Source organism: Arthrobacter sp. MYb221 (assembly GCF_002979835.1).
GTDB lineage: Bacteria > Actinomycetota > Actinomycetes > Actinomycetales > Micrococcaceae > Glutamicibacter.
In genome coordinates this window covers 118441-139812 of record NZ_PCPW01000001.1, presented here as the reverse complement: position 1 = coordinate 139812, position 21372 = coordinate 118441, and the positions used below count along the sequence as shown (strand labels likewise).

The 21372-nt window shown below is 61.8% G+C and carries 18 protein-coding genes; 6 read left to right on the top strand and 12 right to left on the bottom strand.

Features of this window, described 5'->3' with window-relative positions:
* Nucleotides 1–21: 21 nt before the first annotated feature.
* The gene (hrcA, locus tag CQ015_RS00680; RefSeq protein WP_105552134.1) at nucleotides 22–1035 is read right to left on the bottom strand and encodes a heat-inducible transcriptional repressor HrcA; all 1014 of its coding nucleotides are present in this window, start codon (nucleotides 1033–1035) and stop codon (nucleotides 22–24) included.
* Between the two features lie 125 nt (nucleotides 1036–1160).
* Between hrcA and CQ015_RS00675 the strand changes: the two genes are divergently transcribed.
* Together CQ015_RS00675 and CQ015_RS00670 are read left to right on the top strand one after the other, a co-directional pair.
* On the top strand, nucleotides 1161–2030 hold the full coding sequence (locus tag CQ015_RS00675) for a DUF3097 domain-containing protein (RefSeq protein ID WP_105552135.1): 870 nt from the start codon (nucleotides 1161–1163) through the stop codon (nucleotides 2028–2030).
* Between the two features lie 91 nt (nucleotides 2031–2121).
* Nucleotides 2122–2523, top strand: coding sequence for a DUF4870 domain-containing protein (locus CQ015_RS00670; protein ID WP_096284734.1), 402 nt, complete (start codon nucleotides 2122–2124; stop codon nucleotides 2521–2523).
* Between the two features lie 17 nt (nucleotides 2524–2540).
* On the opposite strand, the gene hemW is transcribed toward CQ015_RS00670, so the two are convergent.
* Both hemW and lepA read right to left on the bottom strand, forming a co-directional pair.
* Nucleotides 2541–3770: a radical SAM family heme chaperone HemW gene (gene hemW / locus CQ015_RS00665; RefSeq protein ID WP_096284736.1), complete on the bottom strand. Its 1230-nt coding sequence runs from the start codon at nucleotides 3768–3770 to the stop codon at nucleotides 2541–2543.
* Nucleotides 3771–5615, bottom strand: a complete 1845-nt coding sequence (gene lepA, locus CQ015_RS00660; protein WP_105552136.1) for a translation elongation factor 4 — start codon at nucleotides 5613–5615, stop codon at nucleotides 3771–3773.
* A 112-nt stretch (nucleotides 5616–5727) separates the two neighbouring features.
* Here lepA and CQ015_RS00655 point away from each other — a divergent pair, with 112 nt between their 5' ends.
* The 3 genes from CQ015_RS00655 to CQ015_RS00645 all read left to right on the top strand — a co-directional run bounded on the left by CQ015_RS00655 (nucleotide 5728) and on the right by CQ015_RS00645 (nucleotide 7320).
* On the top strand, nucleotides 5728–6294 hold the full coding sequence (locus CQ015_RS00655) for a type II toxin-antitoxin system PemK/MazF family toxin (protein ID WP_096284740.1): 567 nt from the start codon (nucleotides 5728–5730) through the stop codon (nucleotides 6292–6294).
* A gap of 170 nt (nucleotides 6295–6464) precedes the next feature.
* Nucleotides 6465–6725, top strand: a complete 261-nt coding sequence (gene rpsT, locus CQ015_RS00650) for a 30S ribosomal protein S20 (protein ID WP_096284742.1) — start codon at nucleotides 6465–6467, stop codon at nucleotides 6723–6725.
* A gap of 163 nt (nucleotides 6726–6888) precedes the next feature.
* Nucleotides 6889–7320, top strand: a complete 432-nt coding sequence (locus CQ015_RS00645) for an SRPBCC domain-containing protein (RefSeq protein ID WP_181148245.1) — start codon at nucleotides 6889–6891, stop codon at nucleotides 7318–7320.
* A gap of 17 nt (nucleotides 7321–7337) precedes the next feature.
* Here CQ015_RS00645 and holA read toward each other — a convergent pair whose 3' ends face one another.
* The 6 genes from holA to CQ015_RS19175 form a co-directional block, all read right to left on the bottom strand.
* Nucleotides 7338–8330 (bottom strand): DNA polymerase III subunit delta, encoded by a 993-nt coding sequence (holA, locus tag CQ015_RS00640; protein ID WP_105552138.1) that lies wholly within the window; start codon nucleotides 8328–8330, stop codon nucleotides 7338–7340.
* Between the two features lie 34 nt (nucleotides 8331–8364).
* On the bottom strand, nucleotides 8365–10635 hold the full coding sequence (locus tag CQ015_RS00635) for a ComEC/Rec2 family competence protein (RefSeq protein WP_105649119.1): 2271 nt from the start codon (nucleotides 10633–10635) through the stop codon (nucleotides 8365–8367).
* Entirely contained in the window at nucleotides 10632–11264 is a 633-nt protein-coding gene (locus tag CQ015_RS00630) for a ComEA family DNA-binding protein (RefSeq protein ID WP_105569045.1), read from the bottom strand. The genes CQ015_RS00635 and CQ015_RS00630 overlap by 4 nt, the downstream gene beginning before the upstream one ends.
* A 21-nt stretch (nucleotides 11265–11285) precedes the next feature.
* Nucleotides 11286–12218 carry a DegV family protein gene (locus CQ015_RS00625; protein WP_096284752.1) on the bottom strand — a complete coding sequence of 311 codons (933 nt, stop codon included), beginning with the start codon at nucleotides 12216–12218 and terminating at the stop codon, nucleotides 11286–11288.
* 9 nt (nucleotides 12219–12227) lie between these two features.
* Nucleotides 12228–14747, bottom strand: coding sequence for a leucine--tRNA ligase (gene leuS, locus CQ015_RS00620; protein WP_105649256.1), 2520 nt, complete (start codon nucleotides 14745–14747; stop codon nucleotides 12228–12230).
* Nucleotides 14748–15009: 262 nt separating this feature from the next.
* Entirely contained in the window at nucleotides 15010–15294 is a 285-nt protein-coding gene (locus tag CQ015_RS19175; protein ID WP_255248379.1) for a hypothetical protein, read from the bottom strand.
* 143 nt (nucleotides 15295–15437) lie between these two features.
* Between CQ015_RS19175 and CQ015_RS00610 the strand changes: the two genes are divergently transcribed.
* Nucleotides 15438–17228, top strand: coding sequence for an HNH endonuclease signature motif containing protein (locus CQ015_RS00610; RefSeq protein ID WP_105649118.1), 1791 nt, complete (start codon nucleotides 15438–15440; stop codon nucleotides 17226–17228).
* 111 nt (nucleotides 17229–17339) lie between these two features.
* Here the strand turns inward: CQ015_RS00610 and glpK are convergent, their stop codons facing one another.
* Genes glpK through CQ015_RS00595 form a run of 3 tightly spaced genes read right to left on the bottom strand, consistent with a single transcriptional unit; the run spans nucleotide 17340 to nucleotide 21343 of the window.
* The gene (gene glpK, locus CQ015_RS00605; protein ID WP_096284756.1) at nucleotides 17340–18860 is read right to left on the bottom strand and encodes a glycerol kinase GlpK; all 1521 of its coding nucleotides are present in this window, start codon (nucleotides 18858–18860) and stop codon (nucleotides 17340–17342) included.
* Nucleotides 18861–18877: 17 nt separating this feature from the next.
* Nucleotides 18878–19609, bottom strand: coding sequence for an MIP/aquaporin family protein (locus CQ015_RS00600; protein WP_096284758.1), 732 nt, complete (start codon nucleotides 19607–19609; stop codon nucleotides 18878–18880).
* Between the two features lie 54 nt (nucleotides 19610–19663).
* Nucleotides 19664–21343: a glycerol-3-phosphate dehydrogenase/oxidase gene (locus CQ015_RS00595; protein ID WP_255248380.1), complete on the bottom strand. Its 1680-nt coding sequence runs from the start codon at nucleotides 21341–21343 to the stop codon at nucleotides 19664–19666.
* Nucleotides 21344–21372: the final 29 nt, after the last annotated feature.

Genomic DNA, 21372 nt, shown 5'->3' with positions numbered 1-21372 from the left:
AAAACGTTGTTGCTGACGAAACTAGTTCGTCAAAATCTTTGACAGGTAACGGGCAACCGCCCGGACCGAAGACATGGAGGTTGGATAATTCATCCGCGTCGGACCGAGCACTCCAAGCTTGTTCCTGGTGTCCGAGCCATAGGTTGTCGCGATGACCGTTGCGTCGGAAAGCTGCCCGTAATGGTGCTCGGTGCCAATGGCTACCGCCACGCCCCGAGAGTCCGCTTCCAACTCGGAGAACAGCTTCAGCAGCACCACCTGCTCTTCAAGCGCTTCGAGCACCGGGGTGAGCGTCAGCGGGAAATCTCCCACCGAACGGGCAAGGTTCGCGGTCCCCGCCATCACGATGCGCTGGGTGTTGGCCGCACGTGCCATCTCCTGCAAGGAACCGAGCACCGTCATGAACAGCGTATCTTCCAGAAGCTGGAGCGGAATTGATTCGGTGGCCAGCGAACCTACGAGATCTGCCAACTGCCGACCGCCAAAGGCCTTGAGCACGCCTTGCTTCATACCCTGCAGTTCGTCGTCGCTATACGCCCTGGAAGTGCCGATCATCCGCTGGTCGACGGTGCCATTGGAGGCAATCATGACCATCAATACCTGGGATGAGCCAAGTCCGACTAGGTCCAGATTGCGCAGCGATGCGGTGTCATAGTGCGGCACCTGGATCAACGCCACCTGATTCGTCAAACGTGCCAGCAAGCGCACGGTGCTATGCAAGACCTCATCTAAATCCTGGGAATTATCCAAGATTTTGTTGATGGCCTCGCGCTCCGCCCGAGACAACGGCTTAAGCTCGCCGATTTGGTCAACGAATCGGCGATAGCCCTTTTCCGTGGGTATTCTCCCCGAGGAGGTGTGCGGGGCAGCGATGAGCCCCTCCTCTTCCAGCAAGGCCATATCATTGCGAATCGTGGCAGCAGAAACTCCCAGGTTATGCCGATCAAGCAAAGCCTTTGAACCTACCGGTTCATGCGACTGGACGTAGTCCTCCACAATGGCGCGTAAAACGTCCAGACGTCGAAACTCGCTCACGTCAACACCTCCTATGAACTCCGGCAAGGATTTGGCACTCTAACCTATCAAGTGCCAAGTCTAATACCTACATCGGTTGCTAGCATTGGATTTCGAGCGTATTCGATCACAGCGAAAGGCAGTACGTGACCAATTACTCCTGGGGAGCCCACGACCTCAGTGCACCTGCACCGAAAAAACTGCGTCAAGTTCCGATATCAATGGGCCTACTACTCGAAGACGTGGACAGCGGTTGGGTCGGCGAAGTGGTGCGTACCGAGAAGTCCGGAGGAATGCGGGTGATCGTTTTAGAAGACCGGCGGGGCAAGACCCGCTCTTTCCAAGCGGGCTTCGGCTTCCTGCTCGAAGGCGAGCCGGTGGAGATCGTTGAGCCACAAGCCAAGGCATTGGCGCCAAAGACCATGGTTTCAGCTTCCGGTTCCCGGGCGGTCACCGGTTTGAAGGCCCGCGAGGCACGCGCCAGCCGGATCTGGGTCGAAGGCAAGCACGATGCCGAACTAGTGGAGAAAGTCTGGGGCCATGACCTGCGCGTGGAAGGCATCGTCGTTGAGCCTCTGCATGGCGTCGACGATCTTGCCGGCGCCATTCGCGCTTTCAATCCCTCGCCCGAACGGCGTCTGGGGATCTTGGTTGACCACCTGATTGCGGGCACCAAGGAAGAACGTATCGTGAAGGAAGCGATGGCGGTTCCCGGTGCGGCGAATCATGTCCTGATTCTTGGTCATCCGTATGTCGACGTGTGGCAGGCGGTGAAACCGGCAGCACTTAATATTGAGAAGTGGCCGGTGATCCCCCGTGGAACGGATTGGAAAACCGGAATATTACGCGCGTTCGGCTGGCCGCATTCAACTGCCGAGGACATCGGGCTGGGTTGGCAGCGCATCCTTTCCCGAGTTGACCACTACGCACAGCTTGAACCGCAGCTGCTGGGTAAGGTCGAGGAGCTCATCGATTTTCTAACCAGCGAAGATTACGGTTTCCTAACGATTGACTAATAGTTGGATTTTTAGGGCGGGTTGTACTCTGCGTCGCTAGATCCTCGATAGAATCAGATCGACCACCCACTGCTAAACAAGGAAGCGCCACGTGACTGCACGCAAGACCGTACCGCCGGAAAATTCACGTTTCGAAGGTTCCAAGGTCTCGGCTTTGCCCTTGACTCCTTCCGAGGATCGCCAATGGGCCATGATGTCGCATTTCGGCGCGGTACTGGGATGCATTCCCGCGGCCATCATCTTCGCCGTGTACCGCGACCGTGGACCTTTTACCTCGCAGGAGTCGAAAGAAGCCTTCAACTTCACGTTTCCGCTGACCATTTTGGCCATCGTGCTGAACGTGCTCACCCTGGTTCCCGGGTTTGGCTGGGCGTTCGCGGTAGCCACCGTGGCGCTTTGGGTCTATATGACGCTGATGGGCGCCCGTGCAGCCATCCAGGCTAACAAGGGACGCCCATACCGCTACGCATTCAACCTGCGGCTAATGAAGTAACAATCCTTGCTGAAACTTTAGAAGTCCAACAGTTCCCGCACTACAAGGTCGGCCAGGAGCCGACCTCGTTGCGTTAACACGATCGTTCCGGCAAAGGCCGACTGCGGTTCGATCAGCTCGTCGGCAATGAGTCCGGCAACTGCCCGACGGCCATGCTCATCCAATTCGGCGATCGGCATGCCGCTGCCCAACCGGGTCAGCAGCATCGTGCGCTCCAGTTTGACTGCCTCGGCATCGGGGAACTCGCGGCCGTGGCCCGGGGAAATCCCGCCGTCGATCCGCTGCTGGTAGGCCGAAGGATGCTTCACATTCCACCAGCGCAGGCCACCAACATGCGAATGGGCACCCGGTCCGGCGCCCCACCAGTCTCCGCCTTGCCAGTAGGCAACGTTATGCCGGCAAGCATGCCCTTCGCCCTTGGCCCAGTTGCTAACTTCATACCAGCGGAAGCCCGCGGCCGCGAACATTTCATCGGCCAGCTGATACTTTTCGGCATGATCGTCATCGTCGATGTTCGGTACCTGTCCGCGGCGAATCTGCGCCGCAAGCTTGGTGCCCTCTTCAATAATCAGCGCGTAGGCCGAAATGTGATCCGGTTCATAGCTCAAAGCCGCTTCCACGCTGGTGCGCCAATCCTCCAAGGACTCCCCCGGAGTCCCATAGATCAGATCGACGCTCACCTGGAGACCCACTTCGCGAGCCCAGCGGACCACCTGCGGCACGCCCTTGGGATCGTGGGTTCGCTCCAGCACCGCCAGCACATGTGGCACCGCCGACTGCATGCCAAAGGACACGCGGGTGAACCCGCCGTCCTTGAGCTCTTGCAGGCTTTCACGGGTCACCGAATCCGGGTTCGCCTCGGTAGTGACCTCGGCGCCGGGCTTCAGCCCGAATTCGCTGTTGATGCGTGCCAAAACCGACACCAGGTCGCTGGCTGGCAGTAGGGTCGGGGTGCCGCCACCGAAGAACACGGTCTCGATTTCACGATGCGGCAAGCCAGATTTGTCCATCACTTGCCGAGCGAAGCTGATTTCCTGGCTGACGGTGGCCGCATAGCTGGCTTGGCTCGCCCCGGAACCAAGTTCCTTTGCGGTGTAGGTGTTGAAGTCGCAGTATCCGCAGCGCACCGTGCAGAACGGAATATGTACATAAAAGGACATGGTCCGCTCCTGCGCATTGTGTGAACACAATGCGGGGAGCAGACCATCGGCCGGAGCCGGATCGCCATCAGGCAAAACTGAGGGCATTTACTTCTTTTTCTCTTCGCCGGTGGACAACGCGGCGATGAAGGCTTCCTGGGGAACCTCCACGCGGCCGACCATCTTCATTCGCTTCTTACCGGCCTTCTGCTTTTCCAGCAGCTTGCGCTTGCGGCTGATATCGCCGCCATAGCACTTGGCCAGCACATCCTTGCGGATGGCGCGAATGGACTCGCGGGCGATGATGCGCGAACCGATGGCAGCCTGAATCGGCACCTCGAACTGCTGGCGTGGAATCAGTTCACGCAGCTTGCCGGTCATCATCACGCCGTATGAGTACGCCTTGTCGCGGTGGGTGATCGCGCTAAACGCGTCCACCTGCTCCCCCTGCAGAAGAATATCGACCTTGACCAGGTCTGCAATCTGGCTTCCGTCGGCCTTCCAGTCCAAGGATGCGTAACCACGCGTACGTGACTTCAGATGGTCGAAGAAATCGAAAACGATCTCGGCCAGCGGCAGCGTGTAGCGCATTTCTACGCGTTCTTCGCTGAGGTAATCCATACCGCGCAAGGTGCCGCGACGTCCCTGGCACAATTCCATGACCGATCCGATGAATTCGGATGGAGCGAGAATAGTTGCCGAGACCAGTGGTTCGTGAACCTCGAGGATCTTGCCTTCGGGGAACTCCGAGGGGTTGGTCACGGTGGTCAACTGCTTGTCTTCGCCCATGACCTCATAGACCACGTTCGGCGCGGTAGAAATCAGGTCGAGGTTGAACTCGGCCTCCAAACGCTCACGGGTGATTTCCAGGTGCAAGAGCCCCAAGAAGCCAACGCGGAATCCGAAGCCCAAAGCGACGGAAGTCTCCGGCTCGTACACCAGGGCGGCGTCGTTGAGCTGAAGCTTATCCAAAGCATCGCGCAGCGCCGGGTAATCAGTACCGTCCATCGGGTAAAGTCCCGAGAACACCATAGGCTTCGGATCTTCGTATCCGCCGAGGGACTCAGCGGCAGGCTTCAGGCTATTGGTGACAGTGTCTCCGACCTTGGACTGGCGTACATCCTTCACACCGGTGATCAGGTAGCCGACCTCACCCACGCCCAGTCCCTTGCTTGGAACCGGGTTAGGGGCGGAGACGCCAATTTCGAGCAGTTCGTGCGTGCTGCCGGTGGACATCATCTGGACGCGTTCGCGCGGACGCAACATGCCGTCGACGACACGAACGTAGGTGACCACACCGCGGTAGGTGTCATAGACGGAGTCGAAGATCATGGCCCGTGCAGGAGCATCGGCCACGCCAACGGGCGGCGGAAGCTGCTTGATGACCTCATCCAGGAGAGCCTCAACGCCCTGGCCGGTCTTACCTGAAACCTTCAAGACGTCATCGGGATCGCAACCGATGAGGTTTGCCAGCTCTTCGGCATACTTCTCCGGCTGCGCGTTTGGCAGATCGATCTTGTTGAGCACCGGAATGATGTTCAGATCGCTCTCGATGGCCAGGTAGAGGTTCGCCAGGGTCTGTGCTTCGATGCCCTGTGCTGCGTCAACGAGCAGGACCGCGCCTTCACAGGCCGCCAGGGAACGGGAAACCTCATAGGTGAAGTCGACGTGGCCAGGCGTGTCGATCATGTTCAGCGCGTAGGTCACGCCATCGACTTCCCAAGGCATACGGACAGCCTGGGACTTGATGGTGATACCGCGTTCACGTTCGATATCCATGCGGTCCAGGTACTGGGCCTTCATGTCGCGTGCGGAGACCACGCCGGTGGATTGCAGCATGCGGTCGGCCAAGGTGGATTTACCGTGGTCGATATGGGCAATGATGCAGAAGTTACGGATGAGCGACGGATCGGTCGCGGCTGGCACCTGGGCGGTGCGGGCCAATGGAGACACCTAAACAGACCTCATTTGCAAACTAAGAATAGACGCGGAATTAGGCTCCATTCTGTCATGATTTACGCGTCACTACCTATTTGGTACCGCGCGCCCTGATAGTTTGTCGATCATGGCTTTGAATGTGCAGAAGATTCTTTCCCTCGTTGTGCGTGCAGTTAAGGTTTTCAACTCCACTCGCGCCAATGGGTCAAACACCTCCCCCACTACCCGCCGGCCGAGCAATGCTCCGAGCCGGGCTCAGCAGCGGCATGGCAGCAGCAATGGCGGGAATAACCTCCGCGAATCGGCCTACCCGGGCGATTTCCGCGGCACCGTCCACTATGAATACAACCCGAGCCTCGACGGCGAGGCCGATCCCGGCGAAGTGGTTTGGGGCTGGGTTCCCTACGAGGAAGACCACAGCCAGGGAAAGGACCGCCCGGTGCTGATTATCGGCCGCGATGACAGCTGGTTGCTTGGCCTGATGCTGACGAGCAAAGACAAGAACAATGGCGGTCACAGCAATCCGGACTACATGGACATCGGAACCGGCGCCTGGGACCGCGAGCGCCGTCCCAGCGAGGTCAAGCTCGACCGAATCATCCGCCTGTCGCAAAGTGCAGTACGTCGCGAAGGGGCCATTCTCGACGAGCAGCGTTTCGGCAATGTGGTGAACGCCCTAAATAACGGCCGCTAGGCGTTGGTCGTTGCCGCGGCGTTCTGCTAGAGTTAATTCTTGTGTGTCACGCAGGTTGGGTGACACGCCCCCTTTGGGTCGCCATAGGTGCCCCACACCGCTCAGTCGATGGCCCGAAGGATGAACCCTCTACCGACCGTATTTCGCAATAAACGAGAGAGTTTATTAAAGTGGCAAACATCAAGTCCCAGAAGAAGCGTAACCTTACCAACGAAAAGGCTCGTCTGCGTAACGTAGCAGTCCGCTCGGAAGTTAAGACCGTGGTCCGTAACGTCAACGACGCAATTGCCGCCGGTGACAAGGATAAGGCAACTGACGCATTGCGTCTGGCTGGCAAGAAGCTCGACAAGGCTGTTAGCAAGGGTGTTCTTCACAAGAAGAATGCTGCTAACCGTAAGTCGGCCATTGCCAAGAAGGTTAACGCCCTCTAAGCAACGCTAAACTTCAGCAAGATCCTCGAAGCCCTTGGGTTTCGGGGATCTTGTGCTTTAAGCACCGCTTCTCTGCCCTGCGGCACTGCGCTAGTGTTCAGCTATGCCATTAGTCGGTAGATCAGTAAATATTTTCGCAGGACGTGTCCTGCACCATTGGGAAATGCCAGCCACGGCAGACCAGGTGTGGCACGCGCTGACCGAGTCCGCGCCGTTATCGGGGTGGCTCGGGACGCTGGTCTCTGGGACCTTTCGCTCCGGTGAAGTAGTCACGGTCGAACACGCACCGAATTACCCCTGCACCTCACAGGTGCGAGGAATTGATCCGCTCAAGCTCTTGGCCATGTCCTGGAAGTTCCCCGACGAAGAGCCCTCGGAGTTGCGGATCGAACTTACCGGGCGAGAATCCAGCACCGGGTTGCACCTCGAACACCGGGGGTTAGCGGATAAGGCCGCCGACTACCTGATCGGTTGGCATACTCATCTGCGGTATCTGGAAGATCTGCTCGCCGGCAAGCCGCGCGCCATGGTGGATTTTTGGACGCTCTACGAAGAACTGGCCCGTTCCACCGATCCCAAGCGGAACGAAAGCTAGGTGCCAGGCAAGCCGAGCTATCGCTGCGGTGCTTTGGAAGCAATAAATAAGATCGCACGTTCCAAGGCATAGCCTGGTGACCGCCCGCCGCCTTTGACCATGCGATCTGTTTGGGCGATGTTCTCAATGCATTGCGCGACATCAGCGCGTTTCCAACCGCGTGCTTGCTGCTGCGCTGCCTGAACCTGCCACGGCGCCATGCCCAGCTCGGAGGCCAAGGACGCCGCCGGCTCGTTGACTCCGAGCACCTTCGCCAACTGACGGATCTTCATCGCCAAGGTCGCGACGATGGGAATTGGATCTGTTCCGGTATCCAGGGAGTGGCGCAACGTGGTCAAGGCCAATTGCGCATTTCCGGCCAAGGCGGCGTCCGCCACTTTGAAGGCCGTCGCTTCGATACGGCCACCATAGTACCGATCGACCACCTCTTGATCGATGGTTCCGGTGGTGTCCTGAATCAGCTGGTGACAGCTGGATCCAAGCTCTGCCAAGGAATTGCCAACCGCGGCGACTAGTGACTTCACCGCGTCATTGGTGATCCGGCGCTTGGCTGACTTGAATTCGGCCTGCACAAAGTCGATTTTCTCGGCGTCGCGTTTAATCGGCTGGCAATTGACGAGCAACGCGCCGGCGGCCTTTATGGCATCCAGTAATTTCTTGCCGCGGGTACCCCCGGAGTGGTGCATGATCAGCACATTCTCCGGTGCCTGATCCTTCAGATAATTCAAGGCATCTTTGAGGAAGTACTCGTTCATTGATGCCAGGTCGTGTACCTCGACGAGGTTCGCGCTGGAAAACAACGAGGAGCTCGTGGCCAGCAACAGTTCGCCTGGCTCGTAGCTGGCCGCGTTGAGCCGAGTATGCTGGATGTCCTCGCGCGTAGCAGCTTGGCTGCGCAACAGCTCGAAGGCGCGCGAAGCCAGATATTGTTCGGATCCGGTCAGCAGAATCAAGGGTTGGGGTGTTAAATCCCGCCAAGAAATTCCCGGAGATGCTTGCGCGCGTGCCATCGAGCTCCTTCATGCGTCGTGCGTTAACTCGATCCTACCGAACTGCAGGCCCGATCGCTGTGGCGAGCACCTTGTCCGGTTCGAATGTGAGCAGAACCGTACCCTCGAGGTCGGATCTGATCACGCGCGCGCCGGTGGCTCGCGCGGCATCGAGTATTTCTTGATGCGGATGACCATAGGAATTGTCTTTTCCGGCAGATATCAAAAGGACCTGCGGCCGCAGGGTTTCAATGATTTCCGTGCCGCCATTGCGCGCGCCGTGATGCGAAGCCTTGAGCACCTGGACCGGAGGTTGCGGCAGCTCGACCAGCAGCTGATGCATCGCTGCTTCCTCCAGGTCTCCGGCGGTAAAGAAGCTCAGCACCTGCCCTTGGACAAGAAAGTCGAAAACGATCACCAAGGAGGTGTCATTGGGTTCGGCATAACGCGCACGGATGTCATTTGGCCCGATCACCCGGTAGTGCACGGCGTCCGTGCCACCGCTATCCCCCGGTTTGAGCACTGTGGTCTCGGCCCAGCGGCTAGGGTCGAAGCCGGTCGAAACCAGACGCTGATCGATTTGTAATCCCGTCCCTTCCACCGCGGCGATCCCGCCAAGATGATCGGCGTGTTCATGCGTGATGAAAACCTTGGATAACTTTTTGATTCCCAGCTGATTCACGCAGTCAGCCACGCCCCCATCCGTGGGTCCGGCGTCCAAGAGCCACCCCTCAGCGGGACCACTACGAATCACGAACGCGTCACCCTGTCCGACATCGCACATCGCGATATTCCAGGTCACCGGGATCGCCGGACGGTAGAACAGGGTCGCCGGGAGCACCAGCGACACGAGGAGCACCACGAGCACCGCCAATCCGGCGCCGGCCAGCCGATGAATACTCGCGTGCTCGCTTTCATAGGTGCTCAGCAGCAGGACGGCGAACACCACCGAGAATCCCACTGCGAGAGAGATGCCGGCAATCCCAGGAGGCCATGAACGTGCGGCACCGGGCAGCTCGACTACCCAGAGCGCGAGCTTTCCAATCCATCCCGCCGGAAGGCCAGGCACCCATAACAAGATGTCGGTGACCGCCGGCAATGGAGTACAGCACAGCAGGCTGATCACCCCCATGCTGGTGATCAGGGGCAGCAATGGTGCGACCAAGAGGTTGGCCGGCAGCGAGTACAGGCTGAAATTTGAGTTCAAGGCGATGATCACCGGCAGACAGGTGAATTGCGCGGCGCAGCAAATTGCCGTCAATTGCGCAAACCACGACGGGAAGAGGCGTGAAAGGATGTCGGTGAGGGCCGGTGTCAGTACGATGATGCCCAAGGTGGCCAGTACGGATAAGGCGAAGGCCGGTTCCACTGCTAGCGACGGATCGATCAGCAGCAAAATGGTCCCCGACAGGCTCAAGATGCCCAAGGACCCGCGCCCGCGGCCCAGCATGAGCGAGATTGTTGCGATGATTCCCATTAATCCGGCGCGGAGCACACTCGGGTCAGGGCCCACGAACCAGATGAATAAGGCCAGGAAGCCGATGCCCAGCAGCGCGGCCAGCACCCTGGGCACGGCGCAAAGCCTGAGGATCACCAGCACCATGGCACCGAGCAACGCCACGTTTGACCCGCTGACGGCGGTGAGGTGGCTCAGCCCGCTGTCTTTCATTGCCGCGGAGAGTTCTTCGCCCTGCCCCGAGCGGTCCCCGTAGAGCATGCCCGGAAGGAGCCCGCGGGCCTCGTCGGGTAGTTCTTTCAGGCTCGACGCGAATCTGGTTTTCAAGTGATCTGCCGGTGTCGGTTCCTGCCAGGTCTTCACCACCGGTTCGCTCTGTGCCCGAGCCCACCAGTGGAATGCACCTTTTGCCCCGGTAGATTGCAGGTCCAGAATTGTTTCGAAACTATCCGCGCCGGTTTCCAGCGGGTAGGGCATGCTCAGATATATCGGAATGGGGCAAGCAACCCACTGCTCCTGGTGCCAATATTCTCCGATCTGCGCAATGCCCTTGTTCGTTCCGTCTTCGCCGAGGCGCGGCGGATCGTTAAAGGCCACGATGACCCGCCGCTGCTGTTCTGCTCCCTCGGGCAGCTGGCAGTCGTTCTGCCCCAGGGCGGCGAAGCTGATGCTGATCGAGGCCAGGAGCAGCAGCAGCGGTCCGCTGAACCAGGGAGCCGAGGAGGGAGCATCGTGGCGCCGGCGCAGCAGCAGCGCGAAGCCCCCGAGGAAGAGCAGCAGCACGATGATGGTGCCCAGCAGCGGCGGTTGCAGGTATGCGGTCACCCAGGCCCCGGCCAAGATCCAAAGCCCGCGGAAGTCCGTCTTCATGGGATCACCAATTCCGAGAGCTCCCCCAAGAGCACCGGGCCTATTCCAGAGACAGCGTCGAGTTCCGCGACGCTGGTGAACGGGCCATTTTTGTCCCGGAAGTCGATAATGCGTTTGGCTAGTGCTGGGCCGATGCCCGGCAGGGTCTGCAGGGTCTGCGCATCGGCCTGGTTCAGCGAGATCTTCGCGTTTGGTCCTTGGGCTTGCGGTGCGCCCGGAGTTGCCGAGGCATCACTAGTTCCGGGCAGGATGATCTGCTGCCCGTCGGCGAGTTTGGCCGCCAAATTCAATAGCTCCGGGCGGGCTTTTTTGCTCATCCCGCCGGCTGCTTCGATCGCATCGGTGATCCGCGAACCATCGGGAAGCTCGTAGACGCCGGGCTTTTTCACGGCCCCGACCACATGCACGGTGAGCGTAGCCAGCGGTTCGGTGGCGGCCGGGTGTTCGGGGTCGGCCACCAGCGGAATGGAATCCAGCTCTTCGGCCGCCGGCGGAGGCGAGAAGATGATCGAGAAGGCCACCCAGGCCAGGACCACGAGGACCAGCACGAGGGCAGCGACCCGCGACACGGCGAAGCGCAACCTGGTCGGCCGTGGCGCAAATTTACTGAAGAAGTCGTGGCGCCCCATGGCCGATAGTTTGCGCCACTACTACGAAGGGAGGGTGTCCTCCGGCTCGGATTGTGGATTCAGCGGTCCCACGGCCACGGCGAGCACCCCGATGCCGGTATGCGCCGCGAGCACCGCCGGCAGGGATTCGATCAGCACCTGCTGCGCGCTGAGCGGCGCGAGCTCGTTGGCGATCTCGGTGGCAAGTTCGGCCGCGCCGAAGTGCATGACGCCGATGCGTACCGGCCCTTGGGCCGCGGTAGCAGCCTGGGCGCCAAGCGCCACCAGCCGCGCCTGGGCCCGGGCGAAGGAGCGCGGCTTTTCGATGGGCTGGATCACACCCGCGTCGATGCTCAGGATCGGTTTGACGTTCAGCAGGTTGCCCAGCACCGAAGAGATGGTGCTGATCCGTCCCCCGCGGCGCAGCTGCTCCAGGCTCGGCACGGCGAAGTAGACGGAATTCCGCGCCGCGCCGCGGGCGATCTGCTCGAGCATTTCCAGCGGGGCTCCGGCATCGCGCGCGGCCAGCACGTCGGTGACCGCAAAGCCCTGGGGCATCGCGACGGTGCGCGAATCGATGACCTGCACCGGGATTTTGATGTCGGCGGCGGCCAGGCGCGCGGCCTCCACCGTCCCGGAAAGCTGCCCGGAGAGGTGAATGGAGATGATCGACTCGCAACCGGCGGCGGCCAGCTCCCGGTAGGCCCGGGCGAATTCTCCGGGCGCCGGACGCGAGGTCTTGACTGATTTTCCCATGGCCAGGCCCATCATCAGGGCGTTCAGATCTTCGCCGTGCACGTGGTTGTCCACGATGATCGGGATTCCCAGGCAGGCGAAGTCTTCGCTGTCCAGCAATTGTGCTGGCAGGCAGGCGGCGGAGTCGGTGACCACGCCGATTCGGGTACGCGCAAGCCCACGCGGGGCCAGCCATTTAGGCAGCCAGCCCGCGCGTGGGCCCTTGGTGCGTTCGTTCATGCCTTGAGCTTACGGTGCCGGAACCACATTCACGAGCTTCGGCGCACGGACGATGACCTTCAACGGCTCCTTGCCGTCGAGCATGCGAATCACCGTCTCATGGGCCAAGGCCTGCTCGCGCAGGTCATCCTCGGAAATGTCGATCGGAACTTCCAGGCGTGCGCGGACCTTGCCCTTGATCTGGACCACGGCGGTGACGGTATCGTCAACCAGCAGCGACTCATCGACCTCCGGCCAGGCGCTGTTCACGACGCTCGGGGCGTAGCCGAGCTCGGCCCACATGTCCTCGGCGGTGTAGGGGGCGAACATGCTCAGCAGCTGGGCGGTGACGGTGGCCGCCTCGCGGACGGCCGGGTCGGCGGCGCCGGCTCCCGAATCGATGGTCTTGCGGGCCGCGTTGACCAATTCCATGGTCTTGGCGATCACCACGTTGAACTTGCCCGAATCCAGCAGCTGGGCTGCCTCGTGCACGGTGCGGTGGGTGACCTGGCGCAGCGCCTTCTCACCGGTGGTGTAGTTCACGTCCTGTGCGCTGGTGACGTCCTGGGCGATGCGCCAGGCGCGGGCCAGGAACTTCTGCGAACCGCTTGGGGACACATCGGCCCAGTCCACGTCGTCCTCCGGAGGGGAGGCGAAGATCATGGTCAGCCGCACCGCGTCGACGCCGAACTTGTCCAGCTGCTCGCCGAGGTCCACGCCGTTGCCCAGGGACTTGCTCATGGCCTTGCCGCCGTTGAGCACCTGGCCCTGGTTCAGCAGCGCGCTGAACGGCTCGGTCGCGTCGATCAGGCCCAGGTCGTGGATGACCTTGGTGAAGAAGCGCGAGTAGAGCAGGTGCAGGATCGCGTGCTCGACGCCGCCGACATACTGGCCTACCGGCATCCAGTCGCGGACCGCCTGCGGGTCGAAGGGGCCCTCGGTGTAGTTCGGGGAGACGAAGCGCAGGAAGTACCAGGAGGAGTCCACAAAGGTGTCCATGGTGTCGGTGTCGCGCTTGGCGTCCGCCCCGCACTTCGGGCAGGGCACGTTGACCCACTCCGCCACGGCGGCCAGCGGGCTGGTGCCCTTCGGCGCCAGCTGCTCACCGCGCAGGTTATCGGGCAGGCGCACCGGCAGCTGGTCATCGGGTACCGGGACCTCGCCGCATTCGGCACAGTGGATGATCGGGATCGGGGTGCCCCAGAAGCGCTGGCGGCTCAGCAGCCAGTCGCGCAGCCGGTAGTTGACCGTGTGTTCGCCGGTGCCGGCGGCTTCCACGATTTCGATCGCCTTGGCGACCGCTTCGGTCTTGTCCAGCCCGGTCAGCTCACCGGAGTTGACCAGCTTGCCCTCGCCGGCGGTGGCGGTTCCCGACACGGCCGGGTCCTCTTCGCCGGTCTCCACGACCACGCGCACCGGCAGGTCGAAGGTGCGGGCGAAGTCCAGGTCGCGCTGGTCGTGCGCGGGCACGGCCATGATCGCGCCGGTGCCGTAGTCGGCCAGCACGTAGTCCGCCGCCCAGACCGGGAGCTTCTCGCCCGAGAGCGGGTTGATCGCGTAGCGGCCGGTGAACACGCCGGTCTTCTCGCGCTCGCTGGACTGGCGTTCGATTTCCGAGAGCGTCTTGACCTGCTCCTGGTAGGCTTCCAGCGCTTCGCGGTGCTGCTCGGTGACCAGCTCGTTGGCCAGCGCGGCATCCGCGGCGACCACCATGAAGGTCGCCCCGTAGAGGGTGTCCGGGCGGGTGGTGAAGACCGGGATCTGCACCTCGGCCAGTTGCTCGTGGGCTTCGATCTGGAAGGTGACCTGGGCGCCTTCGGAACGGCCGATCCAGTTCTTCTGCATCAGCAGCACGCGCTCGGGCCAGTGGCCCTTGAGCGCATCCATGTCCTCGAGCAGGCGGTCGGCGTACTCGGTGATCTTGAAGTACCACTGGTTCAGCGACTTCTTGGTCACGGCGGTGCCGCAGCGTTCGCAGGCGCCGTTGACTACCTGCTCGTTGGCCAGCACGGTCTGGTCCTTCGGGCACCAGTTGACCGGGTGGTCCTTGCGGTAGGCCAGGCCCTTTTCGTAGAACTTGTTGAACAGCCACTGCGTCCAGCGGTAGTACTCCGGATCCGAGGTGTGCAGCCGGCGATCCCAATCCGCGGAGATGGCGTAGCGCTTGAAGCTCTCGGCCTGGGTGTCGATGTTCTTATAGGTCCACTCGGCCGGGTGCGCATTGCGCTTGATCGCGGCGTTCTCCGCCGGCAGGCCGAAGGAATCCCAGCCGATGGGGTGCATGACGTCAAAGCCACGCAGGCGCCAGTAGCGTGCGACGACATCGCCCATGGCAAAGGCCTCCGCGTGGCCCATGTGCAGGTCACCGGAGGGGTAGGGGAACATATCCAGCACGTAGCGACGTTCACGGGTGCCATCGTCGGCCGGCTTGAACACTTCTAGTTCATCCCAAACCGGTAGCCACTTGGACTCGAGGTCCTTGAAGTCGTAGGTTCTGGTCTCGTTCGTCGATGATGTCACTGAGCTCGTCTCACAAACTTGCGGAAAAATTTCCTGACGGAAAAACTTGGTATTGTCTCCAGACACAACAAAAGCCCCCAAATATCCACTCGGGGGTACGGCCGCAGGCCGCTCTTAGACTAGGTCGCGCTGAAAATGCATACAGCGATTCTATCGCAGTTCCCGCCGCAGAGGTGCATCGATGAAGTGCGCGCTGCGCCACGGCAAAAACGGCATGCCCACGATCGCTTCCCCGGCCGCCGGCTGGCACCGCAGCCCAATGAACCCCCTACCCGTCGGCAAACATGGATCCCTACGCTTCGACGCCGCGGATACTCGGCGAATCCAGCAGCCCGTGCATGGGGCCGATCCGTTCGATCATGGCGGGCAGCGGCCTGGTAGCCGTCGAGGAACGCGCTGAGATCCGCCGGGTCATTGCCCGAAAAGCCTGCGCGGCATAGGCCAAGTCCCCCAATCTGGTACTCGGCTCGCTAGCATCCCAGTCGATGAACACCCAGCGCTCCCCTGGCCAGATTCCACGGGGCCAGATCGGGCTGTCGAAGTCCTCGCCCAACGCGGACCATTCTGCCGCATGCATCCAGCCCAGGGGCTCCCCGCTGGATACGAAATGCCGGGGGTTTCCATCGCGCCCAAGGCCGGCGCAAGAAATATTCCGCCACGCTATCCACAACCCGCGGACGAAGCCGCGGCGCAGGGCCGCCCCGGCGTAATCATGGAGGCATGAACACGCCAGCACTCATCTCAGCGCTGCACACCCTGTGCAGGGCCCCGCTTCAGCTCGGGGCGCACCTCACCGGTGCCATGCTCGTGCGCCTGGGGATCCTCTGTCTGGCCTTGTTCACCGCCATCGGCCAGCTGGTCCACCAGACCCGCGACCCGCGCCTGGTCCTGGCCCATGCGGATCTGGTCGAGAAGTTCTCCCAACAGGTCCACCTCGCCCAGCTCACCACCGCACTGGATGCAGAGGCCAGCGGCGCGCACGCGCTCAGTCTGGAAACCTACGACGGGCTGCGCGACGGCACCTGCAGCTTCGAGGCGCAGCCCGAACTAGCCGCCGGCCGCACCTGCTATCAGAGCACCGGCGATCTGCTCGCCGCCTGGCTTGGACTGAATTACTTCGAGGCCCAACGCCGTATCGACGATGCCCACCTGCTCATCGGCCGCCGTACGCCGCAAGGCACGATCTGCGAGCCGCGCTTCGCCCAGCTGGCCGAGGTCTATGCCAAGGGCGGCGCCGACCGCCGCAGCATCGCAGCCACCGCACGTCGCCTGGAGAAGCTCGAAGCCACCGACACCACCTTCGACGGCGTGCCCACCGAGCTGAAGGCGCGCGACACCGACGGCCGCTTCCTGGAGGAGCATGCCGCCGAGTCACTGCGGAGCCTGGGGCCAGATGAAGCACGCAAAGACATCAGCTCCCGGATCAGTCTCTACAAGCAGCTCAAAGGCGACAAGCTCCCACCGAAGCTCGGGCTGTTCATCGGCCCGGTGGTCCAAGGCGTGCACGAATTCACCCTTCGCACCCTAGCCACGCAGGCCCAGCTGATCCGTTCGATCGCCGTGCAGGCCAGCGCCCCGCGCACCAAGGCCGGCCAGGCAGCCCGGACCCCCGTGCAGCCCGATGGCAGCACCGAAGCAGCCGATCAGCCCGCCACCGAGCCAACGGCTGCCCGGGCGGCGGAATCCGCCGAATCTATCGACCGGTCCGGCACCGCCGAGGAACCAACAGCCGGAGCACCAACATGGCTGCGCACCGAAAATCCCATGCCCGACTGGGCCCGCGCAGCGGAAGAACCCTCCGGAGCCAAACCCGAGCTGCCAGCGGACGATGCTGAAGCAACGCCCGGGAAGAGCATCCCGGCCAACGCAGAAGTTGCCTCGGACCGCGAGGAGGTCAGCGTCGCACTGCGCAGGCTCAACGCGCTCATGGCGATTCTCGCCACCCCCGCAGGAGGCAAGGCCAAGGCGGTCATCCCGCGATTCATTGTCTACATGTGGCTCAGCGATCTGCAGAATCTGGACCGCGCTTATGGGACTACTTCCAACGGCGTTCGGCTCCCGCCCGGCGAGCTCAGACGGGCTCTTGCCAAAGCCAATGTGATCCCCGTGGTGCTCGGCGGCAACAGCCAACCCCTGGACATGGGAAGATCCAGACGCTACCACGAGGGCTACGTGCGGGCGGGTGTGCTGGCGCGTGATCGCGGATGCATTGTGCCCGGCTGCACCACGGCTCCCGATCACGTGGAGATCGATCACTATAAGCTGCCCTGGGCCGAGGGTGGCACCACAAGTGTTAAATCCGGGGCGGCGGTCTGCCCCGATGGCCACCATAGCCGCCATCTCGGACAGCTTAAGATCGTGGACGTCAACGGCCTGCCGCACGTCATCCTGCCTCCGCATCTGGACCCGGAGCAGAAACCGCGGCGCAACACCTATTGGGATGCGCTGCAGCTCGGTGATGCTCCCGACCCCGATGTAGCTGGTCCGGAGCCACCGGAGAACGACGAGTGATGTCCCGGCGTTGAGGGTTAACGACAGCGGGACCCCGAATCAACGATTATCAGTTGATTCGGGGTCCGCTGCTATCGGCTCATCGACAAGGTCGAGGGCGGCGAGGCCGAGTTAGGCCTTCGTGTCCTCATCCACCCAATCGAAGGTGCGAGTCACTGCCTTCTTCCAAAGGCGCAGGCTGCGCTCGCGCTCTTCTTCACCCATGGCCGGTTCCCAACGCTTGTCCTCGGACCAGTTGGTTTCCAGCTCGCCCAGGCCCTTCCAGAAGCCCACGGCCAGGCCTGCGGCATATGCGGCGCCCAATGCAGTGGTTTCGGTAACCTTTGGACGGACCACCGGGACACCTAGGATGTCCGCCTGGAACTGCATCAGGCTCTCGTTGGCAACCATGCCACCGTCAACCTTCAGCTCGGTCAGAGGCACCTCGGCGTCGGCGTTGACCGCATCAAGCACCTCGCGGGTCTGGAAGGCGGTGGCCTCCAGCGCCGCGCGGGCAATATGGTTCTTGTTCGCGAAGCGGGTCAGGCCCACAATGGCGCCACGAGCCTCGGCACGCCAATACGGGGCGAACAGGCCCGAGAACGCCGGGACGATGTAGACCCCGCCGTTGTCCTCCACCTTGGCCGCCAGCTCTTCAATCTCGGGAGCCGTGGCGATCATGCCGATATTGTCACGCAACCACTGCACCAGCGAACCGGCCACGGCGATCGAGCCTTCCAAGGCATAGACCGGAGCGGCATCGCCCAGCTTGTAGGCCATGGTGGTGAGCAAACCGTTAGAGGAATGCACGATCTCGGTGCCGGTGTTGAAGATCAAGAAGCAACCGGTGCCGTAAGTGTTCTTCGCGGTACCGGCGGTGAAAGCGGCCTGGCCGAAGGTGGCTGCCTGCTGGTCGCCCAGGATGCCGGCCACGGGTACTTCGCGCAGCAGCTGATTGCCGGCCACGGTGCCATACACCTCTGAGGAAGAGCGAATCTCGGGCATCATCGAAGCTGGCACACCGAAGTCCGCCAGGATCTGCTCATCCCAGGTCAGCGTCTTCAGATCCATGAACAGGGTGCGCGAAGCGTTGGTCACGTCGGTGACGTGCACGCCGCCGTCCACGCCGCCGGTCAGGTTCCACAGCACCCACGTATCAGTGGTGCCGAAGATCAGGTCGCCGGCTTCGGCACGCTCCCGAGCGCCTTCGACGTTGTCCAGGATCCACTTGATCTTGGTTCCGGAGAAATACGTGGCCAGTGGCAGGCCGACGCGGTCCTTGTAGCGGTCGACTCCCCCGTCCTTGGCCAACTCGTCGACGATGTCCTGGGTGCGGGTGTCTTGCCAGACGATCGCGTTGTACACCGGCTTGCCGGTGTTCTTGTCCCAGACCACGGCGGTTTCGCGCTGGTTGGTGATGCCGACAACTTCGATGTCGTGGCGGGTCAGGTTTTGCTTGGACAGGGCTTGGCCGATGACTTCTCGGGTGTTGTTCCAGATTTCCGCTGCGTCGTGCTCAACCCAACCAGCGGCCGGGAAAATCTGTTCGTGCTCCAGCTGGCCTACCGAGACAACCTCGCCTGCATGATCGAAGACGATGGCTCGGGAACTGGTCGTTCCCTGGTCAATGGCGATGACATATTTTTCACTCATGATTCACATCTCTCTTTCTAGAACAGGAAGCCGGCAGCGACGCCGCCAAGTAGACCACCAATGACCGGACCGGTGATGGGCACCCAGGAGTAGGCCCAGTCGGAAGAACCCTTGCCCTTGATAGGAAGGATAGCGTGTGCCAGTCGCGGACCGAGGTCACGGGTCGGGTTGATGGCGTAGCCGGTAGCTCCGCCGAGGGACAGGCCGATGGCCACCACGAGCAGTGCGACCGCTAGCGGGCCGAGCTGGTGCGGGGTCTTTCCCAGACCGGCGATGACGAAGACGAGCACAAACGTGCCGAATACCTCGGTGACGACGTTCCAGCCATAGGAGCGGATCGCCGGACCGGTGGCGAAGACGCCAAGCTGGCTGCCGGCGTTCTGCTTGTCATCGAGGTGCTTTTTGTAGGCCAGCCAGACGCCAACGGCGCCAAGGAAGGCACCAACGAGCTGCGCCAGGAAATAGAGCATGGTGTTGGCGAAGGTGATGGCGACGCCCGGTGCGTATTCGGTGATATCTGGGTTGATCATCAAGCCCAGGGTCACCGCAGGGTTCAGGTGAGCACCTGAAATACCGGCGATCCAGACACCGCAATAGACGCCTAGACCCCAGCCGAAGCTGATGGCAAGCCATCCGGCGGCGCTACCGAGGGTGCCTTTCAACGCGACGTTGGCGCAGACACCGCCGCCCATGAGTAGGAGAATGAATGTGCCGGCTAATTCGGCAAGAAACACGTGAGTGGACAACATTGACCTCTTAGTGATTTCGTAGGCCGACGGCAACCTGCCGCCGGCCGGTGCAGGTTACGCGAGGATGACCCCATGGCTATCTGCAAGTACCGAGAGCGAATGGTCGATCTCGGCTTCGGTCTGGGACTGATCCCAGCCCATTGGCGTCACGAGGTGCGAGGCGACCTCGATGACCAAACTTTTGGTGACCAGCCCGCGGAAGGCGAGGTTGGTGCGCCGGATGAACACGTCAATCAGGCGACCGACCTGCTCATGCTCGGCTAAGTAGGCAAGTTCTTCAACGGACAGTTCGCTGCTGTGCTCCAGGAGCTGCTCGTGCTGGCCGAGCTGCTCCAGCACGCTGTCGGCCCCGGTGCCGTAGCGCTCGAGCAACACGCGCAGGCGTGAATGCGGCGCACGCTGCTCGCGGGCGGCATACCAGGCGGCAAGTTCGCCGTCGTTCTTCGGGAAGTTCTTGCCTCCGCCGATGGCCACACCTTCGGTGCTGACCTTCGCGCTTTCGCCCAGGAAATCCAACGCCTTGCCCCCGAGGTTCTCGGCCAGCGCGCGGAAGGTGGTCCATTTGCCGCCGATCAGCGAAAGCATCGTAGTGCTATCGGTCAGGCGGGTTTCCTTCACCTGGTAATCGCGCGAAACGAAGCCCGGAGCGGTATCGTCGTGGTTTGGCAGCGGACGCACGCCGGAGAACTTGTAGACGATATCTTCCTTGGCCACCTCGATCCGCGGGAAGACCTGTTGGATCAGGTCGAAGAAGTAGTCCACTTCCGCCTCGGTGCACACCGCAGGATCACGCATATCGTGTTCCAGGTCGGTGGTGCCCACCAGGACGCGGCCGAGCATCGGGTAAATCAGCACGATGCGGCCGTCTTCGTTTTCGAAGAAGATCTCACGCCCGCCGGTGGCGGCAAGCAGTTCCGGGTGGTCCAGCACGATGTGCGAGCCCTTGGTGCCGCCGGTCCATTTGGTTTCCTTGCCAAGCTCCGCGTTGGTCAGGTCAACCCAGGCGCCGGTGGCATTGATGATGACCTCGGCGTCGAAATCAAATTCCGCGCCGCTGAGCACATCGCGCAATTTCGCGGTTCCCGATTCAACGCCGGCAAGCTCCACGTAGTTCGAGGCGCGCGCTTGGTCGCTGGCCTTCAGTCCGTCGCGCAAGACGTCCAGGGTGAGCCGCTCGGGGTTATGCACCGAGGCGTCGAAGTAGGTGGCGGTGTACTTCACATCGTCGCGCAATGCGGGCAGGTCCTTGCGGGCGGCCTTGGCTCCCTTGAAGTTATGCCATGGGGTATTGCGTCCGCCGATGCCGGCGAAGACGTCATACATGATCAGGCCGGCCTTGATCAGCGCCGCACCTCGTTCGGTGGGCTTTCCCGACTTGTGGCTCAAGAAGCGCATTGGAGCGCTGAGCATGCCGGAGAAGGTGGAGAAGATCGGAATCGTGGTCTGCAGCGGTTTCACATAGTGCGGGGCGATCTCCAACAGGGAGTTGCGTTCCTGGACCGATTCGTGGACCAGACGGAACTCTCCGTTCTCCAGGTAGCGGATGCCACCGTGGATCATATGCGAGCTGGCACCCGAGGCGCCTTGGCAGTAGTCCCCGCGTTCCACCAGCGCCACATCGATTCCCTGCATCGCCAGGTAGCGGAAAGTTGCTACGCCATTGATGCCGCCGCCGACAACGAGCACGCGCGCCTTTGGCCGTGCACGAAGTTGCTCTAGCTGGTCCCGATTCACGATTACATGCCCCTTTATTGACGATTGGT